The 22197-nt window shown below is 70.9% G+C and carries 19 protein-coding genes, 2 tRNA genes and 1 pseudogene; 6 read left to right on the top strand and 16 right to left on the bottom strand.

Translation table 11 applies throughout. The features are described from left to right. Both ACGFIV_RS34385 and ACGFIV_RS34380 read right to left on the bottom strand, forming a co-directional pair. Positions 1 to 200, bottom strand: a pseudogene (locus tag ACGFIV_RS34385) (hypothetical protein); the annotation flags it as partial. A 93-nt stretch (positions 201 to 293) separates the two neighbouring features. Continuing rightward, positions 294 to 1493, bottom strand: a complete 1200-nt coding sequence (locus ACGFIV_RS34380) for a cytochrome P450 (protein ID WP_392839206.1) — start codon at positions 1491 to 1493, stop codon at positions 294 to 296. A 126-nt stretch (positions 1494 to 1619) separates the two neighbouring features. On the opposite strand from ACGFIV_RS34380, the gene ACGFIV_RS34375 reads away from it, so the two are divergent. From ACGFIV_RS34375 to ACGFIV_RS34360, 4 genes are all read left to right on the top strand, one after another. Further along, on the top strand, positions 1620 to 2264 hold the full coding sequence (locus ACGFIV_RS34375) for a TetR/AcrR family transcriptional regulator (RefSeq protein ID WP_392839204.1): 645 nt from the start codon (positions 1620 to 1622) through the stop codon (positions 2262 to 2264). Between the two features lie 102 nt (positions 2265 to 2366). Then, complete coding sequence (locus tag ACGFIV_RS34370) at positions 2367 to 2534, top strand: hypothetical protein (RefSeq protein ID WP_392839202.1); 168 nt, start codon at positions 2367 to 2369, stop codon at positions 2532 to 2534. Positions 2535 to 2928: 394 nt separating this feature from the next. Next, positions 2929 to 5898: an AAA family ATPase gene (locus ACGFIV_RS34365; RefSeq protein ID WP_392839200.1), complete on the top strand. Its 2970-nt coding sequence runs from the start codon at positions 2929 to 2931 to the stop codon at positions 5896 to 5898. A 255-nt stretch (positions 5899 to 6153) separates the two neighbouring features. Continuing rightward, the gene (locus ACGFIV_RS34360) at positions 6154 to 6720 is read left to right on the top strand and encodes a TMEM165/GDT1 family protein (protein ID WP_358560579.1); all 567 of its coding nucleotides are present in this window, start codon (positions 6154 to 6156) and stop codon (positions 6718 to 6720) included. Positions 6721 to 6728: 8 nt separating this feature from the next. On the opposite strand, the gene ACGFIV_RS34355 is transcribed toward ACGFIV_RS34360, so the two are convergent. From ACGFIV_RS34355 to ACGFIV_RS34320, 8 genes are all read right to left on the bottom strand, one after another. After that, entirely contained in the window at positions 6729 to 7871 is a 1143-nt protein-coding gene (locus ACGFIV_RS34355; protein ID WP_392839198.1) for a UDP-N-acetylmuramate dehydrogenase, read from the bottom strand. 95 nt (positions 7872 to 7966) lie between these two features. Then, complete coding sequence (locus ACGFIV_RS34350; protein WP_358560583.1) at positions 7967 to 8308, bottom strand: hypothetical protein; 342 nt, start codon at positions 8306 to 8308, stop codon at positions 7967 to 7969. An 83-nt stretch (positions 8309 to 8391) separates the two neighbouring features. Beyond that, the gene (locus tag ACGFIV_RS34345; RefSeq protein WP_392839196.1) at positions 8392 to 8820 is read right to left on the bottom strand and encodes a MaoC family dehydratase; all 429 of its coding nucleotides are present in this window, start codon (positions 8818 to 8820) and stop codon (positions 8392 to 8394) included. A 3-nt stretch (positions 8821 to 8823) separates the two neighbouring features. Then, on the bottom strand, positions 8824 to 9273 hold the full coding sequence (locus ACGFIV_RS34340) for a MaoC family dehydratase N-terminal domain-containing protein (protein WP_358553930.1): 450 nt from the start codon (positions 9271 to 9273) through the stop codon (positions 8824 to 8826). Between the two features lie 342 nt (positions 9274 to 9615). Next, the gene (gene rpmG / locus ACGFIV_RS34335) at positions 9616 to 9780 is read right to left on the bottom strand and encodes a 50S ribosomal protein L33 (RefSeq protein WP_114028158.1); all 165 of its coding nucleotides are present in this window, start codon (positions 9778 to 9780) and stop codon (positions 9616 to 9618) included. A gap of 79 nt (positions 9781 to 9859) precedes the next feature. Next, positions 9860 to 9933 (bottom strand) — tRNA-Met (locus ACGFIV_RS34330). A gap of 218 nt (positions 9934 to 10151) precedes the next feature. Then, a tRNA-Thr gene (locus ACGFIV_RS34325) sits at positions 10152 to 10224 on the bottom strand. A gap of 135 nt (positions 10225 to 10359) precedes the next feature. Then, positions 10360 to 10578, bottom strand: coding sequence for a transposase (locus ACGFIV_RS34320; protein WP_358553932.1), 219 nt, complete (start codon positions 10576 to 10578; stop codon positions 10360 to 10362). 241 nt (positions 10579 to 10819) lie between these two features. On the opposite strand from ACGFIV_RS34320, the gene ACGFIV_RS34315 reads away from it, so the two are divergent. Continuing rightward, on the top strand, positions 10820 to 11479 hold the full coding sequence (locus ACGFIV_RS34315; RefSeq protein ID WP_358553934.1) for a hemerythrin domain-containing protein: 660 nt from the start codon (positions 10820 to 10822) through the stop codon (positions 11477 to 11479). Between the two features lie 49 nt (positions 11480 to 11528). Here ACGFIV_RS34315 and ACGFIV_RS34310 read toward each other — a convergent pair whose 3' ends face one another. The 6 genes from ACGFIV_RS34310 to ACGFIV_RS34285 all read right to left on the bottom strand — a co-directional run bounded on the left by ACGFIV_RS34310 (position 11529) and on the right by ACGFIV_RS34285 (position 20920). Beyond that, entirely contained in the window at positions 11529 to 14831 is a 3303-nt protein-coding gene (locus tag ACGFIV_RS34310) for a BTAD domain-containing putative transcriptional regulator (RefSeq protein WP_358553937.1), read from the bottom strand. An 88-nt stretch (positions 14832 to 14919) separates the two neighbouring features. Further along, the gene (locus tag ACGFIV_RS34305) at positions 14920 to 15393 is read right to left on the bottom strand and encodes a MarR family transcriptional regulator (RefSeq protein WP_358553940.1); all 474 of its coding nucleotides are present in this window, start codon (positions 15391 to 15393) and stop codon (positions 14920 to 14922) included. A 78-nt stretch (positions 15394 to 15471) separates the two neighbouring features. Further along, complete coding sequence (locus tag ACGFIV_RS34300) at positions 15472 to 16311, bottom strand: YceI family protein (RefSeq protein ID WP_358553943.1); 840 nt, start codon at positions 16309 to 16311, stop codon at positions 15472 to 15474. Continuing rightward, positions 16308 to 18833: an MFS transporter gene (locus tag ACGFIV_RS34295; protein WP_392839190.1), complete on the bottom strand. Its 2526-nt coding sequence runs from the start codon at positions 18831 to 18833 to the stop codon at positions 16308 to 16310. Before ACGFIV_RS34295 ends, ACGFIV_RS34300 begins: the two co-directional genes overlap by 4 nt. Then, positions 18833 to 19321, bottom strand: a complete 489-nt coding sequence (locus ACGFIV_RS34290) for a MarR family transcriptional regulator (RefSeq protein WP_358553949.1) — start codon at positions 19319 to 19321, stop codon at positions 18833 to 18835. Before ACGFIV_RS34290 ends, ACGFIV_RS34295 begins: the two co-directional genes overlap by 1 nt. Before the next feature lie 186 nt (positions 19322 to 19507). Then, entirely contained in the window at positions 19508 to 20920 is a 1413-nt protein-coding gene (locus tag ACGFIV_RS34285) for an alkaline phosphatase PhoX (protein ID WP_392839187.1), read from the bottom strand. Between the two features lie 352 nt (positions 20921 to 21272). Here ACGFIV_RS34285 and ACGFIV_RS34280 point away from each other — a divergent pair, with 352 nt between their 5' ends. Next, complete coding sequence (locus tag ACGFIV_RS34280) at positions 21273 to 22148, top strand: lysozyme (protein WP_358553955.1); 876 nt, start codon at positions 21273 to 21275, stop codon at positions 22146 to 22148. Positions 22149 to 22197: the final 49 nt, after the last annotated feature.

Below are 22197 nucleotides of genomic sequence, written 5' to 3'. Positions count from 1 at the left end.
CGCGCCTTGGCGGTCGTCTTGATCGAACGGGTACCCAGCATCGCGGCACGCTGATCAGCGCCCACGCGATCGACGCCGGGAAGACCATGCAGAAATGCTCGCAGGGCCGCGTTCGATGACGCGATCTCCGCGAGCGAAGTCGTCAGTGTTGACACCTCACCAGCATCGCCGACCAGCGTGATTGTGCCAAACCGGGCCATCAGCCGAGAGGACGTACGACATTTCAGCAAATGTCGCCCACAGCCACCGCCCAGTCCGGCGCCGGGAGGTGGCTCATCAGGTGAATCGCGGAATCACCAGGCCACGGGCAGGGACTCCACGCCGTAGACGACCGAGAACGACCGGAAGGGGACCTCCTCGACCGGCACGGCCAGCCGCAGCCCGGGGAACCGGCGGAGAAGCGCGGGGAAGGCGATGCGCAGCTCCATGCGGGCCAGGGGCGCCCCCAGGCAGTGGTGGATGCCGTGCCCGAAGGCGAGGTGGGGACCCGCGTCACGGGACGGGTCGAACCGGTCGAGGTCGTCCCCGAGCGAAGGATCGCGGTTGGCCGCGGGGATGGAGAGGATCAGCGTCTCACCCGCCTTGATCACCTGGCCGGACAGCACGACGTCTTCCTTGGCGGTGCGCGGGACCACGGTGTGCACGATGGACAGGTAGCGCAGCAGTTCCTCCACCATCGGGTCGACGTCGTCGCCGTCGCGCATCGCGGCGAGCCGGTCAGGGTCGAGGAGCAGCAGCAGGGTGCCGAGACCGAGCATGTTGGAGGTGGTCTCGTGGCCGGCGAGCAGCAGCAGGTCGGCGACCCCGACCAGCTCGGCGTCGTCGATCGCGTCGCCGTGCTCGCGCACCAGCATGCCGATCATGTCGTCGCCGGGGTTCGCCCGCTGCCGCTTCACAAGCTCACCCATGTACGCCTGGGACTCCGCCAGGGCGGCGGCCCTGGCCTCAAGGTCGAGGAAGACGTTCAATCGGGCGTTGCTGCGGCGCTGGAAGCCCTCACGGTCGGCGTACGGCACGCCGAGCAGCTCGCAGATCACCAGCGAGGGGATGGGCAGCGCGAACGACTTCACGAGGTCGCTCGGGGAGCCGGCGTCCTCCATCGCCTGGAGGTGCTCGGCCACGATGGCCTCGATGCGCGGCTCCAGCCTGCGCATGCGCCGCATGGTGAACTCGGGCGTGAGAAGGCGGCGCAACCTGGTGTGGTGGGGCGGGTCGTAGCCGATGAGCACCCCCGAGACCACCCGCGGGGTCTCCGGGATGTTCCCGTCGGCGTCCGCCGCGGGCAGGCCGAAGGGGGCCCGCATCCTGTTGCTGAACCGCGTGGCGTCTCCCAGCACCTCGCGCACGTCTTCGTACCGCGTGAGCAGCCAGGCGCTGCGGCCGAAGAGCTCGACGCGACTGACCGGCTCGTCGGCACGCAGCCGGGCCAGCTCGGGAACGGGATCGAAGCGGTCTCGCCTGATGTGGGTCGGCGCGAGCGGAGTCTCGGTCATCGACCGGTTCCTTCCGGTGAGAGTGGGTGCTGGCAGCCAAGCCTTAACGCGTATTTCACTCTGGGTAACCGCGACCATGACTCTACCACAAGTGATAGTTGACTATCACCTGTTAGGCTCTCGAAGATGAGCACCAGCCGGCCGCCTCTCCGAGCCGACGCGGCGCGCAACGCCGAGCGGCTCGTGCGCGCGGCCCGCAGTGCCTTCGCCGAGTCGGGCCTCGACGTCCCGCTCGACGAGGTGGCCAGGCGGGCAGGGGTGGGCGTCGCCACCCTCTACCGGCGCTTTCCCAGCAAGGAAGAGCTCATCCAGGCCGTGCTGGAGTCCTGCTACGCCGAGCGGGTCGAGCCCGCGATCACCAGGGCCCTCGCCGACGAGGATCCCTGGCGCGGCATGGTGACCGTGCTGGAGGCCGCCCTCGCGTTGGCGGCCGAGGAGTTCGGCATCCTCCAGGCCGCCCGAGACCCGGCGGCCCTCACCTCCGGCCTGGAGTCCCGGTTCTTCGCCGCCCTCGCCGCCCTGGTCGAGCGCGCCCAGCAAGCCGGGCTCGTACGGGCCGACCTGCACCGCGACGACCTGCCCCGGCTGGTGTTCATGCTGGTCTCCACGTTGAGGACGGCGGAACGGCCCGCCGCCGGCTGGCGGCGCTACCTGTCCCTGTTGCTCGACGCGCTGCGCCCGGCCGCGGCCCATCCCCTGCCCCCCGACACCGGCCTGAGGCGGCGGACCGGCCCGTCTAGGGCACAATGCGGGGGTCCTGGGCGGTCCTAGGCCGAAGGGGGCTCAGGAGATAAGGCATCCGCCCGATGTGGGAGTGACCGCCTTAGCCGGATTCTTGAGGTATCAGCGGAACTACCTCAAGGAGCCACCCGAATGGGTCCCGAGATTCACTACCAGCTCATCGTCAACCGAGTGGCGGAACTGCGGGAAGAGGCCAGCGACCACCGCCGGGCCCGCCAGGCCACGCAGGGAAGGAAGAGCCCGGAGCGCGGCTCGCAGCGTCGCCTGCGTGCGGCCTTCGGCAAGCTCCGTACCTCGTGACCGCCCTGATCCGGGCTCTTCGCGCCCCCCGCCGCCACCGTGGGACGGACCGCGCGAACCCCTGGAGCCCGGGACGACCCGAGTCCTGGCGGGCGACTCCCCGGATCACCCCGGGGAGCGCCCAGGCCGGGCCGGGGAGTCCGGGACCCGCCCACCTCGGGCGCGAGAGAACCCGGGTGGTGATGCCCGGCCGGAACCTCCCTCCCGGCCGGGCACCTCAGCCCCCCTGACCGGACCGCCTGCCGCGGGCCACACAGGCCGCCAGGACCGTATAACGCCTGCCCAGGGCCCCTGCCGCTCCTGCCGAGCGGGCCTCACAGTCCACTTGAGCCAACGGATAAACAAGGCGAACGCTGCCATAGGGCGTGACATGCTTGCAGACATGGTGGGTCGGATGGTGAGTCCCGTTTTCGTGGGGCGGGAAGCCGAGCTGGGAATACTTTCCGAGGCTTTCGAGCAGGCACGCAAACAGGCCGCGGCCGCCGTGCTGCTCGGAGGCGAGGCCGGTGGCGGCAAGACCCGCCTGGTCACCCGGTTCGCCGAGGATGCCGCTTGTACGGGGGCGCACGTCCTCGTCGGCGGGTGCGTGGAGCTCTCCACCGAAGGCCTCGCCTACGCGCCCTTCACCGCCGCCCTCCGCCAGCTCGTCAAGGAGATGGGCGCCACGGAGGTCGCCGCGCTGCTCCCCGACGGCGCCGCCCGCGATCTCGCGCGACTGCTGCCCGAGTTCGGCGAGCCGAGCGGCGACAAGGAGACCGAGACGGGCAGGGCCCGTCTCTTCGAGCAGTTCCTCACCCTCCTCGAACGCCTCGCCGAGCGTCAATCGGTGATCCTCGTCATCGAGGACATCCACTGGGCCGACCGCTCCAGCCGTGACCTGATCGCCTTCCTCAGCCGGAACCTCAGGACCGCCCCGGTCCTCATGATCATGACTTACCGCTCCGACGAGCTGCACCGCCAGCACCCCCTGCGCCCGGTGCTCGCCGAGCTCAGCCGGCTCGAAGGCGTCGTACGGCTCGACCTGCCCCGGCTCAGCGAGAGCGAGGTCGCCGCGCAGATCGCCGGGATAAAGGGAGACGTCCCCGAGTTCGCCCTGGTGAAGAAGGTCTACCAGCGGAGCGAGGGCATCCCGCTGTTCGTCGAGGCGCTGATGGAGCGTGAAGACGACTGCAGCGTCCCCGAGTCCCTCCAGGATCTGATCATCGGCTCGGTCGAGCGGCTGCCCGAGGAGACCCAGCGGGTGCTCCGCATCGCGGCGGCCGGCGGCAACCGCGTCGGCCACGAGCTCCTCGCCTCGGTCACCGACCTGTCCGACGTCGACCTGGAGAACGCGCTCCGCCCCGCCATCGCCGGCAACGTCATCCAGGTGGCCGACGGCCGGGCGTACGTCTTCCGGCACTCGCTGATCCGCGAGGCGGTGCACGACGAGATGCTCCCGGGCGAGCACAACCGCATCCACGCGCGGTTCGCCGAGGAGATCGACCGCGACCGCGGGCTCGTGCCGCCCGGACGGGCCGCCATCGAGATCGCCCACCACTGGTTCTCCGCGCGCGACCACCTCTGGGCGCTCATCTCCGCGTGGGAGGCCTCGGGCAAGGCCGCCAAGGCGTTCGCCTACACCGAGCAGATCCAGCTCCTCGAACGTGTGCTCTCGCTCTGGGACCGGGTGCCGGACGCCCCGGAACGCATCGGCGTCGACCACACCACGGTCCTGGAGCTGGCGTCGGAGGCGGCCGTCATCAGTGGCGACACCGACCGTGGCCTGAAGTTCGTCAAGGGCGCCCTGGCCGAGCTGGACGAGACCACCCACGCGGAACGCGTCGCCCAGCTCCTCGTCCGCCGGGCGCAGCTCAAGAGTGACAAGGGCAGGCGTGGAGGGCTCGACGACCTCCGCTACGCCGAGCGGCTGGTTCCCGTCCCGGGTCCCGCCCGGGTCCAGGTGCTCACGAGGCTGAGCTCGTGGCTGATGTTCATCAACGAGACGGTGGAGGGCACCGAGCTCACCCGGGAGGCGCTGCGCATCGCCCGCGAGATCGGCGACCTGTGCCAGGAGGCCGAGCTGCTGACCAACCTCGCCCTCGGGCAGTCCCTGGAGGGCGACCTGGAGGCGACGCTCCTCACCAACGAGCGCGCGATGGAGATCGGCAAGAGCGTCCGCTCGGGACGCATCGTGCTGCGAGCGATGGCGAACAACGTCGACGCGCTCAACAACCTCGGCCGTTCCGAGCAGGCCGTGCAACTCGCGCTGGACGGCGAGGCCAAATCCAGAAAGTACGGCCGTTACCGCGTCAGCGGGGCGTTCATGGCCAACAACCGCGCGGAGGCGCTGGAGGCACTCGGCCGCTGGGACGAAGCGGTCGAGGCCATCGAGCAGGCCCTCGCCAGCGGCCCCATCCCGAGGATCCGCGGCCACCTGCTGCGGGTCCGGGGTGACGTCGCCGCGGCGAGGGGCGAGGTCGATCTCCTGGAGCGCATCCTCATCGAGGTCGGCGCCCTGCACGGCGGCGAGCTCAGCGAGTTCGCCCAGGAGTGGATGACCAACACCCGCCTCCTGATCGAGTTCCGCCTGCTGCGCGGCGAGCCGGTCGACGCGCTCAAGGCGACCGAGCACATTCTGTCGATCTCCACCACGCCGCACTCCAGCAAGCCCATGCTCGGATGGCGGTCCCTCGCCCAGAGCCGGCTGGTCTGCGAGGCGGCCGCGATCGCCGCTCCCGAGATCGCGGCGGCGGTACGGGCCAAGGCGGATTCGCTGGCGCCCGGCATGACGTCTGACGGCCCGATCGCCGACGCCTACCGGCTGATGAGCCGCGGCGAATTCGACGAGGCCGCCGCCGCCTGGGGACGCCTCGGGCGGCCCCACCCCCGCGCCAGGTCCCTCACGCAGGCCGCCGCGGCGGTGGCCAGGACCGGCGACCGGGACGGGGCGTCCGTACGGCTGCGCGAGGCGTATCCCATCGCGCACGCGCTCGGGGCCCGCCCGCTCCTCACCGAGATCGAGGCACTGGCTCGCCGCGTCGGCACCACGCTGGCCGCGGTCTCCATCGAGGGCGGGGAGAACGGCCTGGCCGGGGCCACCCGGAACGGCCTTGCCGGGGTGGGGCACAGCGGCTCCGCGGGAGCGGGTCCCGGCGCCTCGGCGGGAACCGGGCTGAACGGGACGGTCCTGGCCGACCTGACGCCACGGGAGCTGGAGGTGCTCCGGCTGGTGGCTCAGGGCCGCTCGAACCGCGACATCGCGGGCGAGCTGTTCATCTCGGCCAAGACGGTCAGCGTGCACGTCTCCAACATCCTGGGCAAGCTCGGCGTCTCCACCCGCGGCGAGGCCGCCGCCGCGGCCCACCGCCTCTCCCTCCTCACCTGATCCCGCCTTGCCGGAATGACGTCCTTGGGCCATCCGTTAGAGTTGGGTGGAAACACCGAAGGGGAGTAGTCCCAATCGCGTGATCGACATGCTGGCGGAAAGCCCGGTCGCGCGGGCCTCGTTCACGGGGCGGACGAGACCTTCGGCTTGGCAGCCATGCACGAACACGCTGCCGGGCCGAGGTCGACGTACCCCGAAACTCCCCGTGGTGCTCGCTTCCAGCCCGGTCGCGCGACAAGGAAGGGCGACCCCCCTGTGGAAGCGTTCTGGATCAGTCTCGGCGTCATCTTCGTGGCCGAGCTGGGTGACAAGAGCCAGCTCATGGCCATGACCTTCGCCACGAGGTTCAAGCCCTGGCCGGTGCTCGCCGGCATCACCATCGCGACGGCCGTGGTGCACCTCTTCAGCGTCGGGCTGGGCGGCCTCATCGGCGACGCGCTCCCGAAGACCGCCATCGCGATCGTCGCGGGCGTCGCGTTCCTGTTCTTCGCGCTCTGGACCCTTCGCGGCGACGAGCTGAGCGACGAGGAGTCGCGGAAGGCCGAGCGCACCACGCGCAGCGCCCTGATCGCCGTGACCGTGGCGTTCTTCCTCAGCGAGCTGGGCGACAAGACCATGCTCGCCACGATCACCCTCGCCACGCAGCATGGATGGTTCGGCACGTGGATCGGCTCCACGGTGGGCATGGTCGCCGCAGACGCCCTGGCCATCGTCGTCGGCCGGATGCTCGGCAAGCACCTGCCCGAGAAGGTCATCCGGTACGCCGCCGCCGCCGCGTTCGCGGTCTTCGGCGTCGTCCTCATCGCCGAGGCGCTCGTCTGAGGCCGGCCTCAGAGCCGGAGGCCGACCATCACGGGCTCGTTCACGAGGGTGACCCCGAACTTCGCCTCGACGCCGTCCTTGACCTCCCTGGCCAGCGCCAGCAGATCGGCCGCCGTCGCGGGGCCGTCGCACGAGGACGGCGAAGGCCCGGCGGGCTCCCCCTCGGGCATCGAGCCCAGGGCCTCGGGGTCGCTCGGGAAGCCGGTGACCCGGAGCCCGCCCGGGTTGGTCAGGGCGAGCGTGTGCTTGGTGGAGATGCGCGCCGGGCCCCGCCGGTATCCCTTGGGGAAGCCCGCGTGCTCGATGAGCCACGCGGCGGGCACCTTGACGGCCCCCCCGGGCATGTCCCAGCGGGGGAACCCCGGAGCCCTGCGCTCCAGCTCAGCCGCCTGCGGCCCGTCGAGCACGGGGTTGGTGAAGAACGAACCGGCGCTGCACGTGTCGGGGTCCGCGGCGTCGAGGACCATGCCCTTGCTTCGGCGCAGCTCCAGCACGGCCGTACGGGCCTCGTGCAGGGCGACCCTGCCGCCGATCTCCACGCCCAGCTTCGCCGCCAGCTCCTTGTAGGCGACGGGCCCGGACTTCTCGGACTTCTCCAGCGCGTAGGTCACGGACACCACGACGTAACGGGCGAGATCATCTTTGAAGGCGCTGTGCCGGTAGGCGAACCCGCACCGCCCGGCGTCGAGGTCGAGCAGCTCGCCCGCCCGCCGGTCGTAGGCGCGGACGCCGACGACGGTCTGCGAGACATCTTGCCCGTACGCGCCGACGTTCTGGATCGGGGTCGACCCGACCAGGCCCGGAACGCCCGACAGGCACTCGATCCCGGACCAGCCCTCGGCCACGGCGCGGGCCACCAGGGCGTCCCAGTCCTCCCCCGCCTGCGCGGTCACCACGACACGGTCTCCCTCGTCGCGGACGTCGACCCCGCGCGAGGAGACCCGCACCACCAGGCCGTCGAAGCCCTCGTCGGAGACCACCAGGTTGCTGCCGCCCCCGAGGACGAGCACGGGCTCACCGGCGCGGTCGGCCCGCGCCACCAGCTCGACGAGCTCCTCGCCCGTACGGGCCTCCACGAAGGCGCGGGCCGCCCCGCCCACTCTCAACGTGGTGTACGGCGCGAGCCGCACACCTGCCACACGGTCAGCCATGCACCTTCCCCAGCACGCCCCAGCACCTACGATCAGGCGCGCGAGCACCGCGCGCCGGCACTCAGCCTAGAGGAGCCGCCCCCGGACCGCGGCGCTCAACGGTTGCGGTGGGGACGGCGAAGCTCCTGGGCGCGCTCATGGGTCCGGCGGGACACCTTCTCGCCGTGCTCCGGGCCGGCGTCGTCGTGGTGGTCGTCATGCCGCTCCTGGTGGGCGGGCGGGTCCCCCTGGGGCACGGACGGCGCCTGGTCGTCGTCCCTCGCGGCCTCGGCGGCGCCGATCGCCTCGTCCAGTCTCGACGCCGCCAGGCTGGAGTCCCACAGCACCTGTGACGCGACCATGTCCTCGGTCCCCGAGTCCGTCTCGATGCCGTGGTCCGCCGTGGGCGCGAGCTTGTGACCATCGCGTTCGCTTGTGTGCTTCGGTGCTTCGTTCACGCTGCCCCACTACCCACCTGGGCGGCGAGCATTCGGGCCCGGCGCTCCAGGTGGAGCGCCGGGCCCGTGAGCCGTAGGAGGGTTCAGGCGAGCCGGACGGTCGCGCGGGCCTTGGAGAGCACCCGGGAGTCGCCGGACCTCGCCGTCAGGGCGATCACCACGCGGTTGTCGTCGAGCTTGTCCTCGACGACCCCGCTCACCGTGATCACGGCGCCGTCGTCGTTGTCGGGGACGACCACCATGGACGAGAACCGGACGCCGTAGTCGACCAGCGCCCCGGGGTCCCCGGCCCAGTCGGTGACGAACCGGCCGGCCTCGGCCATCGTGAACATGCCGTGCGCGATCACGTCGGGCAGGCCGACGGCCTTGGCGTACCGCTCGTTCCAGTGGATCGGGTTGAAGTCGCCGGAGGCTCCGGCGTACATCACCAGGTTGACGCGGTGGACGGGGTAGTCGACGGCCGGGATCTGGTGGCCGACCTCGACCTCGTCGTACTTCACGGTCGCGGTCATCGGTTACGCCGCCCCTCCGCGCTCGATGATGGTGTTGTAGGTCCTGCAGACGGGCTCGCCGTCGACGGTCGAGACCTCGCTCGTGACCGTCAGGAGCTCGTTGCGGCCGACGCTGCGGATCTCGCTGATCGTCGAGACGCAGTGCAGCTCGTCGCCGGCGTAGATCGGGCGGTCGTACTCGAACCGCTGCTCACCGTGGACGACCATGGCGAAGTCGAGGCCGAGCTCGGGGTCGGCGAGCGCCTCACCGGCGCCCGAGAGGCTGAACACGATGGGAAAGGTCGGCGGGGCGACGACGTCGGGGTGACCCGCTGCCCTGGCGGCCTCGGGATCGCGGTATATCGGGTTGTGGTCGCCGATCGCGGCCGCGAACTCCCTGATCTTGACGCGGCCCACCTCGTAGGAGGTGGACGCCGGATAGGTTCGTCCGACGAAATCACGGTTCAAAGCCATCGTGCCGGTGCCCTTTCGGAACGCAGAGCTGCGGAGCCCCGACGGTAACAGGACGATGTCCGGCCGTCGTCGATGGATCGATGATCCGGGCCGTACGGCTCGCGCCCCCGCCGGTTGGGAGAACACTAGCCCGCCCCGCTTCCGAACCCGTGCGGGCCGGTCGTCGCCCATCCTTGGAGGACATGACCGGTTTCCGGACGCGACAAACCGGCGCTCTCTAGGGAGAACGCCGGTCGCGCGAAAATGCCGAAGTGCTGCTGAAGGCGCCCCGGTGCTCGGGGACCACCATGCCCTGGCGCGCGAAGGCCCGCCCGATCGGGTCGGTGCGGCCCGCGATGGCGCTTAGCGCGTCTCGCGGTGAGGACGGTGGCACTTGCAGTTGGGGCAGTACTTCTTCAGCTCAAGCCTGTCCGGGTCGTTACGCCGGTTCTTCCGCGTGATGTAGTTGCGGTGCTTGCACTCCTGGCAGGCCAGCGTGATCTTCGGCCTAACGTCGGTGGCAGCCACGTGGGAGTGCCTTTCTACGTTTGGGACACATGGACAACCCGAACCTGGTCTCCCTTTACAGGGGGACCCGGCAGGGTAGTAGCGGAGGCCGGACTTGAACCGGCGACACAGCGATTATGAGCCGCTTGCTCTGCCTGACTGAGCTACTCCGCCTCAGGGCCGGCAACTCGTCCGGCCTCGAAAGGATACCTGACCTGTACGACGATCGCGCACGCGGATTCGCGTGCCCGATCTGGGCTAGGTGCTCCAAGTATGCCTGATCGCTGGGCCCCTACACTTCCCCTATTTACAGGCGGACTGGTGAGCACGGTCGGATACCCACAAGCGAAAAGCCCCACCCCGGAATCCGGGAGAGGGCATTTACGCTGTCGAGCCCCTTTACGGAATCGAACCGTAGACCTTCTCCTTACCATGGAGACGCTCTGCCGACTGAGCTAAAGGGGCCGGTCTCGCTCGCGTTTCGCGTTACCGCGCCGCGCTGCGGACAGGTGTAACCATACACGGACCCCGCGACCGATGCGAATCAGAACGCCCATCCGTGGACTCTCCAGAGACGCGCCCGGTCACGGGCCTGTGGACCTACCGGAGAGCCTCCTGCCGACGACGCGGTGCACGCCTGCCGAACGGCACGGTGATCACCTCGCACAGATCGGCGAGGTCCACGAAGCGGCGCAGCTCGTCGACGGAGAAGCAGTCGGCGACGAGCTCCCCGTGCCGCCTGAGCCGGAGAACCTGGTGATCGCCGCACGTCGCGGCTGTGATCTCGTAGCCGTCCGGCCCCACCCAGCGCGTCTCCATAGCGGCACAGAGTATGCCCAATCAACATCCGTTTCTCGAAATAACACGGATCGCTATGGCACCACGGGCCTCACCTGTGCCTTCGCACCGCGGCCACGTACCTGCGTACCACGGCCACGCGCTCCGCGACCGGCGTACCGCCGAATCCCAAGGCCATCGCCTAAGTCAGTTCCAAGAAAGCCCTAAGTGCCCCCGAGCACGCTGGGCGAAGACAGGTACACGACTCCGGCAAGGAAGCATCATGCCTCACAGGACCGACACTCCCGACACGCTGGGATTCCGCATCACCCACCGCGCCATGCGAGGCGACACCCGCCGCCTGGCCGCCGTGACCACCGAGATCGCCGCCGCGCGGCAGTCATGCGACCGGGTCAGGGCCACCGCGATCTCCACGTTCATCACCAAGCTGTGCGATGGCATCCACCACCACCACGCGATGGAGGACAAGGTCCTCTGGCCGGTGCTGGAGCGCTCCGCGGGTGCCGCCGTCGACCTCTCCGACCTGTCCGACGACCACTCCCAGCTCGACCCCCTGCTGGACGAGCTTCGCGCGTCCGCCGCCGCGTTCCTGATCGACCGCACGCCGGCCGGGCGGCTCGCGACCCTGCTCGGAACCCTCGCCGACCTCCTCGACGAGCACATCGAGGAGGAGGAGCGGACCATCTTCCCGATCATCGAGAAGTACGTCTCGGTGTCCGACTGGCTCACCGTCGAGACCGCGGTGCGCAAGGGCGGGGACGCCGCCTTCGACCTGCCGCGCATCGCCCAGTACGCCAGGCCGGAAGAGCTCGCGCAGCTCAAGAAGATCGCGGGCCCGGTGCTGTCGGTGATGCTGGCGCTCACCCGGAGGCCGCACCGCCGCCGCCAGCGCCTGATCTTCGGACCCCTCGCCACCGTCTGATCACGCGCGGACCCCTCGCCACCGTCTGATCACGCGCCCCTGAGCGAGGTCAGTCTCCGGGCGGCGCCGTCCGGCCCGTACGTGCCGAGGCCCGCCGCGCGCGTTCGGCCCAGTGCGGGGAGCCGACCTGCTCGGCGACCCGGACCGCCTGCGCGTAGTGCCCGGCCGAGGCGCCGGCACGGCCCAGGAGCGTGGCCAGGTCGCCCAACATGTGGGCGACCGGCCCGAGCGTGACCGACCCGCAGTGGAGCCCGCCCAGCTCCCCGGCCCACGGCCGCAGATCCTCATAGCACTCCTCGGCGACCGCCGTGTCGCCGAGGGCGACGGCGTTCTCCGCGCGCAGGCTCATCCGGAACAGCCAGTAGAAGTCCCTCGGCACGTCCCAGCGGGGCTGCCAGACCTCGCGGGCCTCGTCGAGCCGGTCGTCGGCGACCAGAGCCCTGGTCAGCATCTCGGACACCTCCCCGGGCAGGTGCGCGTGCGACTCCCGCAGCTCGGCGACGGAGTCCCGCGCGTCGCCCCGGGCGAGCCGTATGACGAACCGTCCGGCGACGCCGAGAAGCAGCGCGTTGACGCCGCCGGAGTCGTACATCCGGCGGACGACGGCCTCGTACGACCGCTCCGCCTCGTCGAACTCGCCCCTGATCAGCAGCACGATCGCGTCGAAGAACGCCAGGACGGCCAGCGCGAGGCCGAGCTGGCCGCTGGTGGAGTACTCCACCGCGCGGTCGGCGTGACGCCGTGCGGTCGCGAGGTCGTTGCGGCCGAGTGCCACCATGAACAGGGCGTGGTGACCTTGCATCTGGTAGCCGAGCAGCCCGTGGCGGGCGCCCGTCTCGACCAGCTCACGGCCCAGTTCCTCCAGCTCCGCGCGGCGTTGCGGATGCAGCACCGTGAAGTAGCGGGCGTTGAGCGCGACGCACAGCAGCTCGGGGTCACCGACGTGCCGGGCGATCTTGACCGCCTCCGCCGACGCCGCCTCGGTGCGGGCGGCGTCGTGTCCTTCGAGCTCGAAGGTGAGGGCCGCCAGCAGCCGGCACCGCGTCGTCTCACCGGCCTGCAGGACGGCCTCCTCGATCACCGCGACCATGTCGTGGTCGGCGCGGCGGTCGAGCTGGATGGTGTACGTCACCGGCGCGTCGTACGCCGTGAGGGCGCGCGCCACCGCCTCGGGGTCTTCGCCCCGGCGGGCCACGGCCAGCGCCTCCGCCCTGCTCTCCAGCGCTCCCACCACGTTCCCGGCGTGCGCCCGCGCGGAGATGAGCCGGCACAGCAGGTCCAGGCGCAGGTGATCGTCGTCGAGCGGCAGGTCGAGCGCCTCCTGGAGGAGCCGCGCCGCCTCGTCGTGGGCGTGGAGGCCGGCCGCCCGCCGCGCCGCCGCGGCGGCGTACCGCGCGGCCTCGCGAGCCGTACGGCTGGTCGCGGCGGCCAGCGCGTGGTGCCCGAGCCCCGCGACGTCGTCCGGGCGTACGTGCTCCAGCGCGTCCAGCACGCGCCCGTGGAGCCGGGCACGGCGGATCCTCGCGGTGTCCTCGTACAGCGTCTCGCGGACCAGGACGTGCGTGAAGCGGACCTGGCCGGGACTCGGCTCTGCCAGCAGTCCGGTGAGCACCCCCGCCTCCAGCCCGGCCAGCACGGTGTCCTCGTCGCCGTGCATGGCGATCAGCACGTCGACGTCGACGTCCCTTCCGATGATCGCCGCGTCGCGCAACGTGGTCTGCGCGGTGGCCGGCAGCCTCGCGATACGGCGGCGGATCAGGTCCCGGACGCCGGGCGGGAGGGCGTGCGCGGCGGCGGGCCCGTCGGTGGCCACCAGCCGGGCGGTCTCGCAGACGAACAGCGGGTTGCCCCCCGTCCGCTCGGTGACGGTGCGCACGGTGGCGGCGTCGACCCTGACCCCGGAACGATCAAGGAGCAGGCGGGCCACCTCCTCCTCGGTGAGCCCCGGCAGGTCCAGATGCGCGGCGGTGCGCGCGGCGAGGGCCGCGCGCGTGGCGGCGAGGTCGGCCTCGGCCTCGGCGGGCCGGTAGGTCGCCACGACCAGCACCGGCGTCGAGGGGACCGCGAGGTACCTCAGCAGGTGCAGCGTCTCGCTGTCGGCCCGGTGGGCGTCCTCGATGACCACCAGCGCCGGGGCGACCGCCGCGACGCTCGCGAGGTACTCGCCGAGGGCCCGTGCCAGCAGGAACTGCTGGGTGGACGCCCCGTCGTCGGTCAGCAGCGGCGCCAGCCGTACCGCGAGGTCCCCGGGGGGAGGGTGCTCGGCGGTGAGGCGGCGCAGGACCTCGCTCCACGCCCACGCGGGAGGGGCGCCGCCGCCCGTCTCCGGGCAGCGGCCGAACGCGACCAGGCCGCCCTTCCGCTCCATGCGGGCCGCCAGTGCCTCGACCAGCGTGGTCTTCCCGGAGCCCGCCTCACCGGCGACCCAGACCATCTGGAAACCCGCCGGCGCCCGTGCGATCTCCTCCAGCCTGGCCAGCTCACCGGCGCGCCCGATCATGGGGACGGCCTGTGCCCGGGGGGTCGCCGGCCCCTCGGGGGCGAGCTCGGCGGGCCGTACCGGAGGCGTCGGGACGACCTGCTGGAACTCCAGCGAGGCGGCCTGGGCCAGGACGTCGGCTTCCAGCGCGCGCAGCGCCGGGCCGGGGTCGACTCCCAGCTCGGCCGCGAGGGTCTCCCTGACCCTGCGGAGCACGGCCAGCGCCTCCCCCTGCCTGCCCGAACGGTAGTAGGCGAGGGCGAGCAGCCGGACGGCGTTCTCCCGCAGCGGGTGCGCCCGTACATGGCTTTCGAGGTCGAGGACGGCCTCGGCCTGGCGCCCCAGCCCGAGGTGCGCCTCCGCGCGGTACTCGACGGCCATCAGGTGGAGCTCCTCAAGCCGCGCCGCCTCGGCCGCGGCCCATTCCTCGTCGGCGAACTCGCCGAAGGGCCGTCCCTGCCACAGGCCGAGCGCCTCGTCGATCAGCGTGGAGGCCTCGCCGTACGCGCCTGCGGCGAGGCGGGTGGCTCCGGCGTCGAGCAGGCGGGAGAACCGCCAGGCGTCCACATCGTCGGAATCCAGGTGCAGGAGGTAGCCGGGCACGGCGCTGACCAGCACGGACGGCGGGGTCCTCGGACGCCGCCCGGGTTCGAGGACGCGGCGCAGGTTGGAGACGTAGACCTGCAGGGCGGCCAGCGCCTTGGGAGGCGGATGCCCCTGCCAGAGATCCTCGATGAACCGGTCGGTGGACACCACCCGGCCCCCCTCGCAGACGAGCCGCGCCACCACCGCGCGCTGCCTCGCCGTACCGAGGTAGACCGCGCGGCCGTCGACGCTCGCGTGGAGGGGACCGAGAACCCGTAGCCGAACCATGACACAAGGATTATGACCTGAGATAACCCGTAAAAGGGTACGTCCGAGTCAGCCGCCTCGGAACGAGGGACGGCTCACGTCGGCGTTCCTACTCCAGGGCGTTGAACCGGGCGAGCATCTGGCCCAGCAGCCGCACGTCATCGCGCGGCCAGGTGCCGAGCAGCGCGTAGAAGCGCTGCTGCCGCGCCGAGCGCGCGCGGTCGAGCCGCTGGCGCCCCTCTTCCGTGAGATCGAGCAGGTGGGCGCGGCCGTCCAGCGGGTCGGGCTGGCGCCCGATGAGCCGCAGCTCCTCCAGCACCTTCAGCTGGCGGCTGATCGTCGCCTTGCCGACGCCGAAGTAGGCGGCGAGCTCGCTGGAACGGGCCGGAGCGGCCTCCCCGATGCGCACGAGGATCCCGTACGCCCCCGGCTCCAGCTCCGGGTGCACCGCGCGCCCCATCTCGGCGGACAGCGCGCGGGAACGCCGGAAGAGGACACCGAGCTGGTGTTCGACCGCGCAGTAGGCTTCGTACTCCTCGACGGGGACCGTCTCTTCGGATGCCGCCGTCCGTGTCTCGGGCATCGTGCCGCCTCCTCCTCCCTTCAGTGTGGAACTCGTCCGATGATCAGGGCTGACACCCCTCGGCGTAGCCTAGAACGATCAGGCCTGAGCCGAGGGTTCCCCCTGCACCGCCTGGATGTCCAGCTCCACCTTCAGGGTCGCCCCGATGAGCGAGATCCCCGCCTGCACCACCTGGTTGTAGTTCATGGCGAAGTCCTCGCGGCGCAGCTCCGTGACCGCCCGGAAGGCGGCGCGCAGGCCGCCCCACGGGTCGGGGCTCGTGCCGAGGTAGGCCAGGTCCAGGTCCACCGCGCGGGTGATCCCGCTCAGCGTCAGGACGCCGTGCACCGTCCACCGGTCGGGGCCCGAGGCCGACAGCCCGGTGCTCCGGTACGAGATCACCGGATGCGGCCCCACGTCGAGGAAGTCCGCCGAGCGCAGGTGGTCGTCGCGCGTCTTGTTGCCGGTGTCGATCGACGTCGCGTCGATCTCGGCGACGACGGCCGACGCCTCGGCCGTCGCGCCGATGTCGACGCGCCCGGCGAACTCCGAGAACCGCCCCTGCACGCTCGACAGCCCCAGGTGCTGCGCGGTCGCGGCGACCTTCGAGTGGGCCGGGTCGATGGTCCACACGCCGGGCGGCGGCAGCTCGGCACCGCCCTGCCGGGCGAGCACCAGCACGCCCAGCTCGGCGCTGCCGGAGGCCGTCGCGATCGCCGTGGACGCGATGGGGGCGTACCCGACCGCGGTGACCACGACGGTGTAGACGCCCGGGTTCAGGGGCTCGGTCAGGACCGTGCCGTCGGCGGCCGCGTCGGTCCGTACGACCTGGTGGCCGGACATGTCGGTCACCGTGACGACGGCGTGCGGCACCGCCCAGCCGTCCTTCGTGCGCACGACGGCGCGCAGGCCGTACCTCCCCGCGAGCGTGCTGCTCATTCGGGGTGCCCCAGCCACAGGTCGTACGCGTCGTCGCCCTGGCCCGCCAGGTTGAGCGCGCTCGCCACGGGCGGGTACCCGGTGGCGATGACGGTGTACTGGCCGCCCGTCAGGTCGGCGAAGGCGTACTCGCCATCCTCGCCCGTGGTGGCGGAGCCGACGACGTTGCCGGCCGCGTCGAGCAGCGTGACGCGGGCGTCGGCCAGCGGGCCGCCGTCCTTGACGCGCACGGTGCCCCTGACGCGGACGCCGGGCAGCAGCTCGACGTCCTGCCTGGTCTGGCCGGTCCCGACCTCGACCGGCACCGCGGCCGGACGGTGTCCCGCCGCGCTGACGGCCAGGGTGTAGCTCCCCGCGACGACGCCCGCGAAGCCGTAGACGCCGTCCGCGGCGGTCACGCCCGTGGTCACGACCTCGCCGCGCACGTCCGTCACGATGACCATCGCCTGGACGACCGGCCTGCCCTCCGGGTCGCGCACGGTGCCGGCGAGCTTGCCGGAGCCGGCGAGCACGAGATCGAAGTCCAGCGGCTGGTCACCGACCGCCAGGGTCGCCACCTGCGGGTCGTGCTCGCCGGCGGAGGCGATCAGGACGTACGTGCCGCTGCTCGGCGTCCACAGGCTGTACCCGCCGTCCTCCTGAGTGACCGCTCGGCCGAGTTGGTGGCCGCGCACGTCGATCAGGGTGAGGGTGGCCTGGGGCACCGGCGAGCCGTCGGTGCCCCGGATGAACCCGCGGATCCCGGTGCCGCCCTCCGGCCGGGGAGCGCCCGCCGAGGCGTACACCGTCTGCTGGACCGGCGCGTCGCCGAATGGCTGGACCGGGACCTGCGAGGACGCCTGGGTGCCGGTGAACCCGTTGAACGCGGCCGGGGCCTCGGCGCCCACGGACACGAGCTCCTGGGCGTCCCGCTGGGCGTGGCGGCCGGGGCCGCCGTTGCGCGCCGGCTCGTGCTCGTCCGCGCCCGTGCGCATCTGCTCCGCGCTGGCCGTGCGAAGAGGGATCTCCTTGATGAACAGGATGGCGAGCAGTGCCAGCAGCGCGCTCGGCGCCGCGTACAGGAACACGTCGCCGACGCCGTGGCCGTACGCGCTCGTGACGACCTGCCTGACGGGACCGGGCAGGTCCGACAGGCGGGGAATCGAGCCGTTGCTCAGGTCGCTGTGGACGCCGATCTTGGCCAGGCCCTCCTCCAGGTACTGGATGACCCGGTGGCCCAGCACGGCGCCGAGCGCGCCGACGCCGATCGCGCCGCCGAGCGTGCGGAAGAACGCGACGACCGAGCTGGCCGCTCCGAGCTCCTCCGGCCTGACCTGGTTCTGGACGGACAACACGAGGTTCTGCATCGTCAGGCCCACGCCGACGCCCATGGCGAACATGTAGACCGCCAGGAGCCAGTAGGCGGTGTCGAACCGCATCGAGCCCATGAGCCCGAACCCGGCGGTGAGGAGCACCCCGCCGAGGACGAGGAAGATCTTCCAGCGTCCGGTGCGGGTGATGATCTGGCCGGCGACGGTCGAAGAGACCGCCAGGCCGAGGATCATCGGCAGGGTCATGACACCCGCCATGGTGGGCGTCTCACCACGGGCGAGCTGGAAGTACTGGCTCAGGAACGTCGTCGCGCCGAACATGGCGACACCGACCAGCATGCTGGCTATCACCGCGAGGCTGATCGCGCTGTTGCGGAACAGGCGCAGCGGGACGATCGGCTCACTGGCCCTGGACTCCACGAACAGGAAGATCAGCGCGAGCACCAGCGCGCCGCCCACCATGGCGCCGGTCTGCCACGACAGCCAGTCGTACTTGTGCCCCGCGAACGAGACCCACACCAGCAGCAGGGAGACCGCGGCGCTGATGAGCACGGCGCCGGCCCAGTCGATGTCGGCCTTGCGCTTGTACACCGGGACGTGGAGCGTCTTCTGCAGGACCAGCAGGGCGACGATGGCGAACGGCACGCCGACGTAGAAGCACCACCGCCAGCCGAGCCACGAGGTGTCCACGATGACGCCGCCGATGAGCGGGCCGCCGATGGTCGCGAGGGCGAAGACGGCGCCGAGGTAGCCGGAGTAACGGCCGCGCTCACGGGGCGAGATGATCGCCGCCATGATGACCTGGGCCAGCGCGGTCAGGCCGCCGGCTCCGAGACCCTGGATCACCCGGGCTCCGATGAGCATGCCCGGGTTCTGCGACACGCCCGCGATGGCCGAGCCGACGACGAAGATGATCAGGCCGAGCTGCACCAGGAGCTTCTTGCTCATCAGGTCGGCGAGCTTGCCCCAGATGGGCGTGGAGATCGTGGTGGCCAGCAGGGTCGACGTGATCACCCAGGTGTAGGTGTTCTCGTCCGCGTGCAGGTCGGCGATGATCGTGGGCAGGGCGTTCGACACGACGGTCGACGACAGGATCGCCACGAACATGCCGAGAAGCAGTCCCGACAGCGCCTCCAGGATCTCGCGGTGCGACATCGGCGCGGCGGGTTCGGGTGCGGCCTCCCGCACCCCGGCCGGTACTGCGGTTGCCATCAATGTCCTTTCGATGTCCGCGCGGGCTCAGCCGCGCGGGAGAGGTGCGGGGCGCGAGCCCGGTGTGCGTCGAAGCTCGTACGGAACCGGGCGAGAAGGCCGGCGAGCTCGGTGATCTCCTCGTCGGTCCAGTCGTCGAGCGTGTCCGCGAGGAAGTGGCGAACGTGGGTGAGCAGTTCCTCGGTGACGTGCTCGCCGTCCGGAGCGAGCCGGACGTACCAGGAGCGCCCGTCACGGGGGTTGGGGATGCGCTCGACCCAGCCGCGTTCCTGGAGGTCGGCCACGTGCCGGCTGATCACTGACTGATCGACCTCGAACATCTCGGCCAGCTCGCCCATACGGACCTCGCCACAACGGCTGAGCGCCACGAGCAGGGTGAGACCGGCGCGGGAGCCGGTGAACGGCAGGTCCCGTTTGACCGCCTTCATCACCGCACCCATGTCACTCAGCCGGACAAGCAGCTCGCCGCAGCTGTCCTCCGATGCCATGACCGCCTCCATCTAGTTGCCTTAGGCAAATATATATCATTGCCCAAGGCAACCTTCCAGGCGATATGTCCGATCTTGGGCGCCAAAAAGGCGCCGCTCCCGGCGGGAGCGGCGCCTCGCGAGCGCAGGAGGGGGTTGTCAGGCTCGGGCCGGCCTTCTCCGCGCGGCCGTCACCCTGGTGCGGGGTCAGTGGTGGGGCCCGCCGCCGTCGCTCGGACGGCGCCACGGGCCGGTGATGGCGAACACGTAGCCGGGCGTCTGGATGTTGGCGAAAAGGATCTTCCCGTCCTGGCTGAAGGTCGGGCCGGTGAACTCGCTGTCGTTGCCGTCGTTGCGGGCCATGGGGTACGCCGTGCCCTTGCCGGTGACGCCGACCAGGTGCTGGACGCCCTCGCCGTCCTCGGCCAGGATCAGCCCGCCGTAGGGGGACACGGTGATGTTGTCGGGCCCGTCGTAGTCGGTGTCCTTGCCGGGGTCCGGGTTCACACCGAAGATCGTCTTGAGGGTGACCGTCTCCGACCTGGGGTCGTAGAACCACACCTGACCGTCGTGCTCGTTGACGCTTCCGTCGTCATCGCGGGCGTAGCTCGCGACGAAGTAGGCGCCGCCGTCACTCCACCAGGCACCCTCCAGCTTGCGGCTGCTGGTCACCTGGCCGGCCGTGAACTGCTTGCGGACGGAGACCGTCGCGGCCTGCGGGTCGGGGACGTCGACCCACGTGACCTTGTAGCGGGTGCCCGGCCGCGTCGCCTCCGACAGGTCGGCGATGTGCTTGCCGCCCTTGAAGCAGCTCATGGCCTGGAGCGACCCCGCGTTGTCGCCGCCCGCGCTCAGCGCGAGCGCCCGCAGCGCGCCCTTGCGGCCGTGGAAGCGGTGCGGCGGCGTCCAGCGGTAGTACAGCCCGTTCGGGCCGCTCGCGTCCTCGGTCAGGTAGATCGCGCTGGTGTGCGGGTCGACCGCGACGGCCTCGTGCGAGTATCTGCCGAGGAACTTCAGCGGCACCGGGCCGCGGTTGGCGTTCCGGTCGAACGGGTCGACCTCGAAGACGTAGCCGTGGTCCTTCTGGTACGCCCCGCCCGCGCGCTGCTCGGTCTCCTCGCAGGTCAGCCAGGTGCCCCACGGGGTGACGCCGCCCGCGCAGTTGTTGTGCGTGCCGGCCACGCTGACGTACTCACGGATCCGGTTGCCGTGCCTGTCGACCTCGATGTTGGTCGTGCCGCCCCGCGCGCCCGGGTCGTAGGTCAGGCCGGGCAGCGCCGGCACGGGGTAGGGCTCCCCGCCGCCGATCTCGTGGTTGTTGACCAGGACGAAGCCGTCGCGACCACGGAAGCAGGCGGTGCCGTCGGCGTCACTCGGGGTGGGCTCACCGGTCTCCAGCAGCGTCTTGCCGGCCTCGGCGACGATCTTGTAGGAGAAGCCGCGGGGCAGGGCCAGCAGGCCGGCCGGGTCCGCGGCGAGGGCGCCGTAGCCGGCCGCCGCGAGGGTGCCGGCCTCGGCGGCGGGACCGGCGATGGCCCCGACGCTGCCGACGATGGCGATCCCCAGGCCACCCACCGCTCCGGTGCGGAGCAGGTCACGGCGAGACATCTCGGACGTCATGTGAGCACCTTTTCCATTTCCAGGTTCAGCGGGCAGTACTGGACCCAAGTCTCCCCGTATGAACGTTTTATCCAGGAATGCGGACGTTGAAGTGAAGACCCGGCTAACGCCACCCTGCCCCACCCAGCCCGGCGACGCCACGCATGCGGGCATCGCGCGCCGGCCGCCCGAGAGGCCGCCCACCCGTGACCAGCGCCATGCGACAGATCTGCCAACCGGACAGCAATAGTTAGGAAACTTTACACCTTTTACAATTGGGTCAACGAAGGTTACTTACTAGCTTGAAGTACCTATTTGGACAGAAAGGAGCCTTTCCGCGTTATCCGGGCAAACCCCCCACTCGGAGGACCACGTGGCAAACAGCAACCGCCTTCCCCTGACGGCTCCCACCTCGCGCTTCAAAGCGCTCGCCGTCGCCGCCCTGACCTGCGTCACGGTCACATTGGGCGCCATCCCCGCATCCGCCGCCCCGGCCGACCCCGCCCCCGCGCCCCCCGCGAACCCCGCCGACCCGGTCACCCATCCCGAAAGGGACTGGATGGGGTCGCAGGTGGCCAAGCACGAACCCGGGCCAGGCAAGGTGACCATCAGCCCGCTCGCCGCCCAGACCCCCGGCCTGGACGTCAGCGGCTGGCAGGGCAACGTCAACTGGGCGTCCGTGGCCGCCAACGGCGCGAGATTCGCCTACGTCAAGGCGACAGAGTCCACCAACTACACCAACCCGTACTTCAGCCAGCAGTACACGGGCTCGTACAACGCGGGGCTCATCCGCGGCGCGTACCACTTCGCCACGCCGAACACCTCCTCCGGCGCGACCCAGGCCGACTACTTCGTCAACCACGGCGGTGGCTGGTCACGTGACGGCAAGACGCTGCCCGGCCTGCTCGACATGGAGTGGAACCCGTACGGCGCGGCCTGCTACGGGCTGTCGGCCTCCGGCATGGTCAACTGGATCCTCTCCTTCAGCAACCAGTACCACGCCAGGACCGGCCGCTGGCCGGTCATCTACACGGCGACAAGCTGGTGGAGCCAGTGCACCGGCAACATCGGCGACTTCTCCTCCACCAACCCGCTGATGCTCGCCAACTACAACGGCTCGCCCGGACCCATGCCGTACAAGTGGGGCTACCAGACCATCTGGCAGTTCGCCGACCACGGCACCTTCCCCGGCGACCAGGACTACTTCAACGGCGACTTCTCACGCATCCAGGCCCTCGCCAACGGCTGATCAGCTCCTGGACCAGGAAACCCCCTGGCCGGTGCACCGAGAAAAAAGG

This window comes from Sphaerisporangium sp. NPDC049003 (assembly GCF_043197795.1).
Classification (GTDB): domain Bacteria; phylum Actinomycetota; class Actinomycetes; order Streptosporangiales; family Streptosporangiaceae; genus Sphaerisporangium.
The sequence above is the reverse complement of the archived record's forward strand: the minus strand, read 5'-3'. Positions and strand labels throughout refer to the sequence as shown.

Coding starts and splice junctions, on each gene's coding strand:
- ACGFIV_RS34380 (WP_392839206.1), bottom strand. CDS start 1,493: ATGACCGAGACTCCGCTCGCGCCGACCCACATCAGGCGAGACCGCTTC.
- ACGFIV_RS34375 (WP_392839204.1), top strand. CDS start 1,620: ATGAGCACCAGCCGGCCGCCTCTCCGAGCCGACGCGGCGCGCAACGCC.
- ACGFIV_RS34370 (WP_392839202.1), top strand. CDS start 2,367: ATGGGTCCCGAGATTCACTACCAGCTCATCGTCAACCGAGTGGCGGAA.
- ACGFIV_RS34365 (WP_392839200.1), top strand. CDS start 2,929: ATGGTGAGTCCCGTTTTCGTGGGGCGGGAAGCCGAGCTGGGAATACTT.
- ACGFIV_RS34355 (WP_392839198.1), bottom strand. CDS start 7,871: ATGGCTGACCGTGTGGCAGGTGTGCGGCTCGCGCCGTACACCACGTTG.
- ACGFIV_RS34345 (WP_392839196.1), bottom strand. CDS start 8,820: ATGACCGCGACCGTGAAGTACGACGAGGTCGAGGTCGGCCACCAGATC.
- ACGFIV_RS34340 (WP_358553930.1), bottom strand. CDS start 9,273: ATGGCTTTGAACCGTGATTTCGTCGGACGAACCTATCCGGCGTCCACC.
- ACGFIV_RS34320 (WP_358553932.1), bottom strand. CDS start 10,578: ATGGAGACGCGCTGGGTGGGGCCGGACGGCTACGAGATCACAGCCGCG.
- ACGFIV_RS34315 (WP_358553934.1), top strand. CDS start 10,820: ATGCCTCACAGGACCGACACTCCCGACACGCTGGGATTCCGCATCACC.
- ACGFIV_RS34310 (WP_358553937.1), bottom strand. CDS start 14,831: ATGGTTCGGCTACGGGTTCTCGGTCCCCTCCACGCGAGCGTCGACGGC.
- ACGFIV_RS34305 (WP_358553940.1), bottom strand. CDS start 15,393: ATGCCCGAGACACGGACGGCGGCATCCGAAGAGACGGTCCCCGTCGAG.
- ACGFIV_RS34300 (WP_358553943.1), bottom strand. CDS start 16,311: ATGAGCAGCACGCTCGCGGGGAGGTACGGCCTGCGCGCCGTCGTGCGC.
- ACGFIV_RS34295 (WP_392839190.1), bottom strand. CDS start 18,833: ATGGCAACCGCAGTACCGGCCGGGGTGCGGGAGGCCGCACCCGAACCC.
- ACGFIV_RS34290 (WP_358553949.1), bottom strand. CDS start 19,321: ATGGCATCGGAGGACAGCTGCGGCGAGCTGCTTGTCCGGCTGAGTGAC.
- ACGFIV_RS34285 (WP_392839187.1), bottom strand. CDS start 20,920: ATGACGTCCGAGATGTCTCGCCGTGACCTGCTCCGCACCGGAGCGGTG.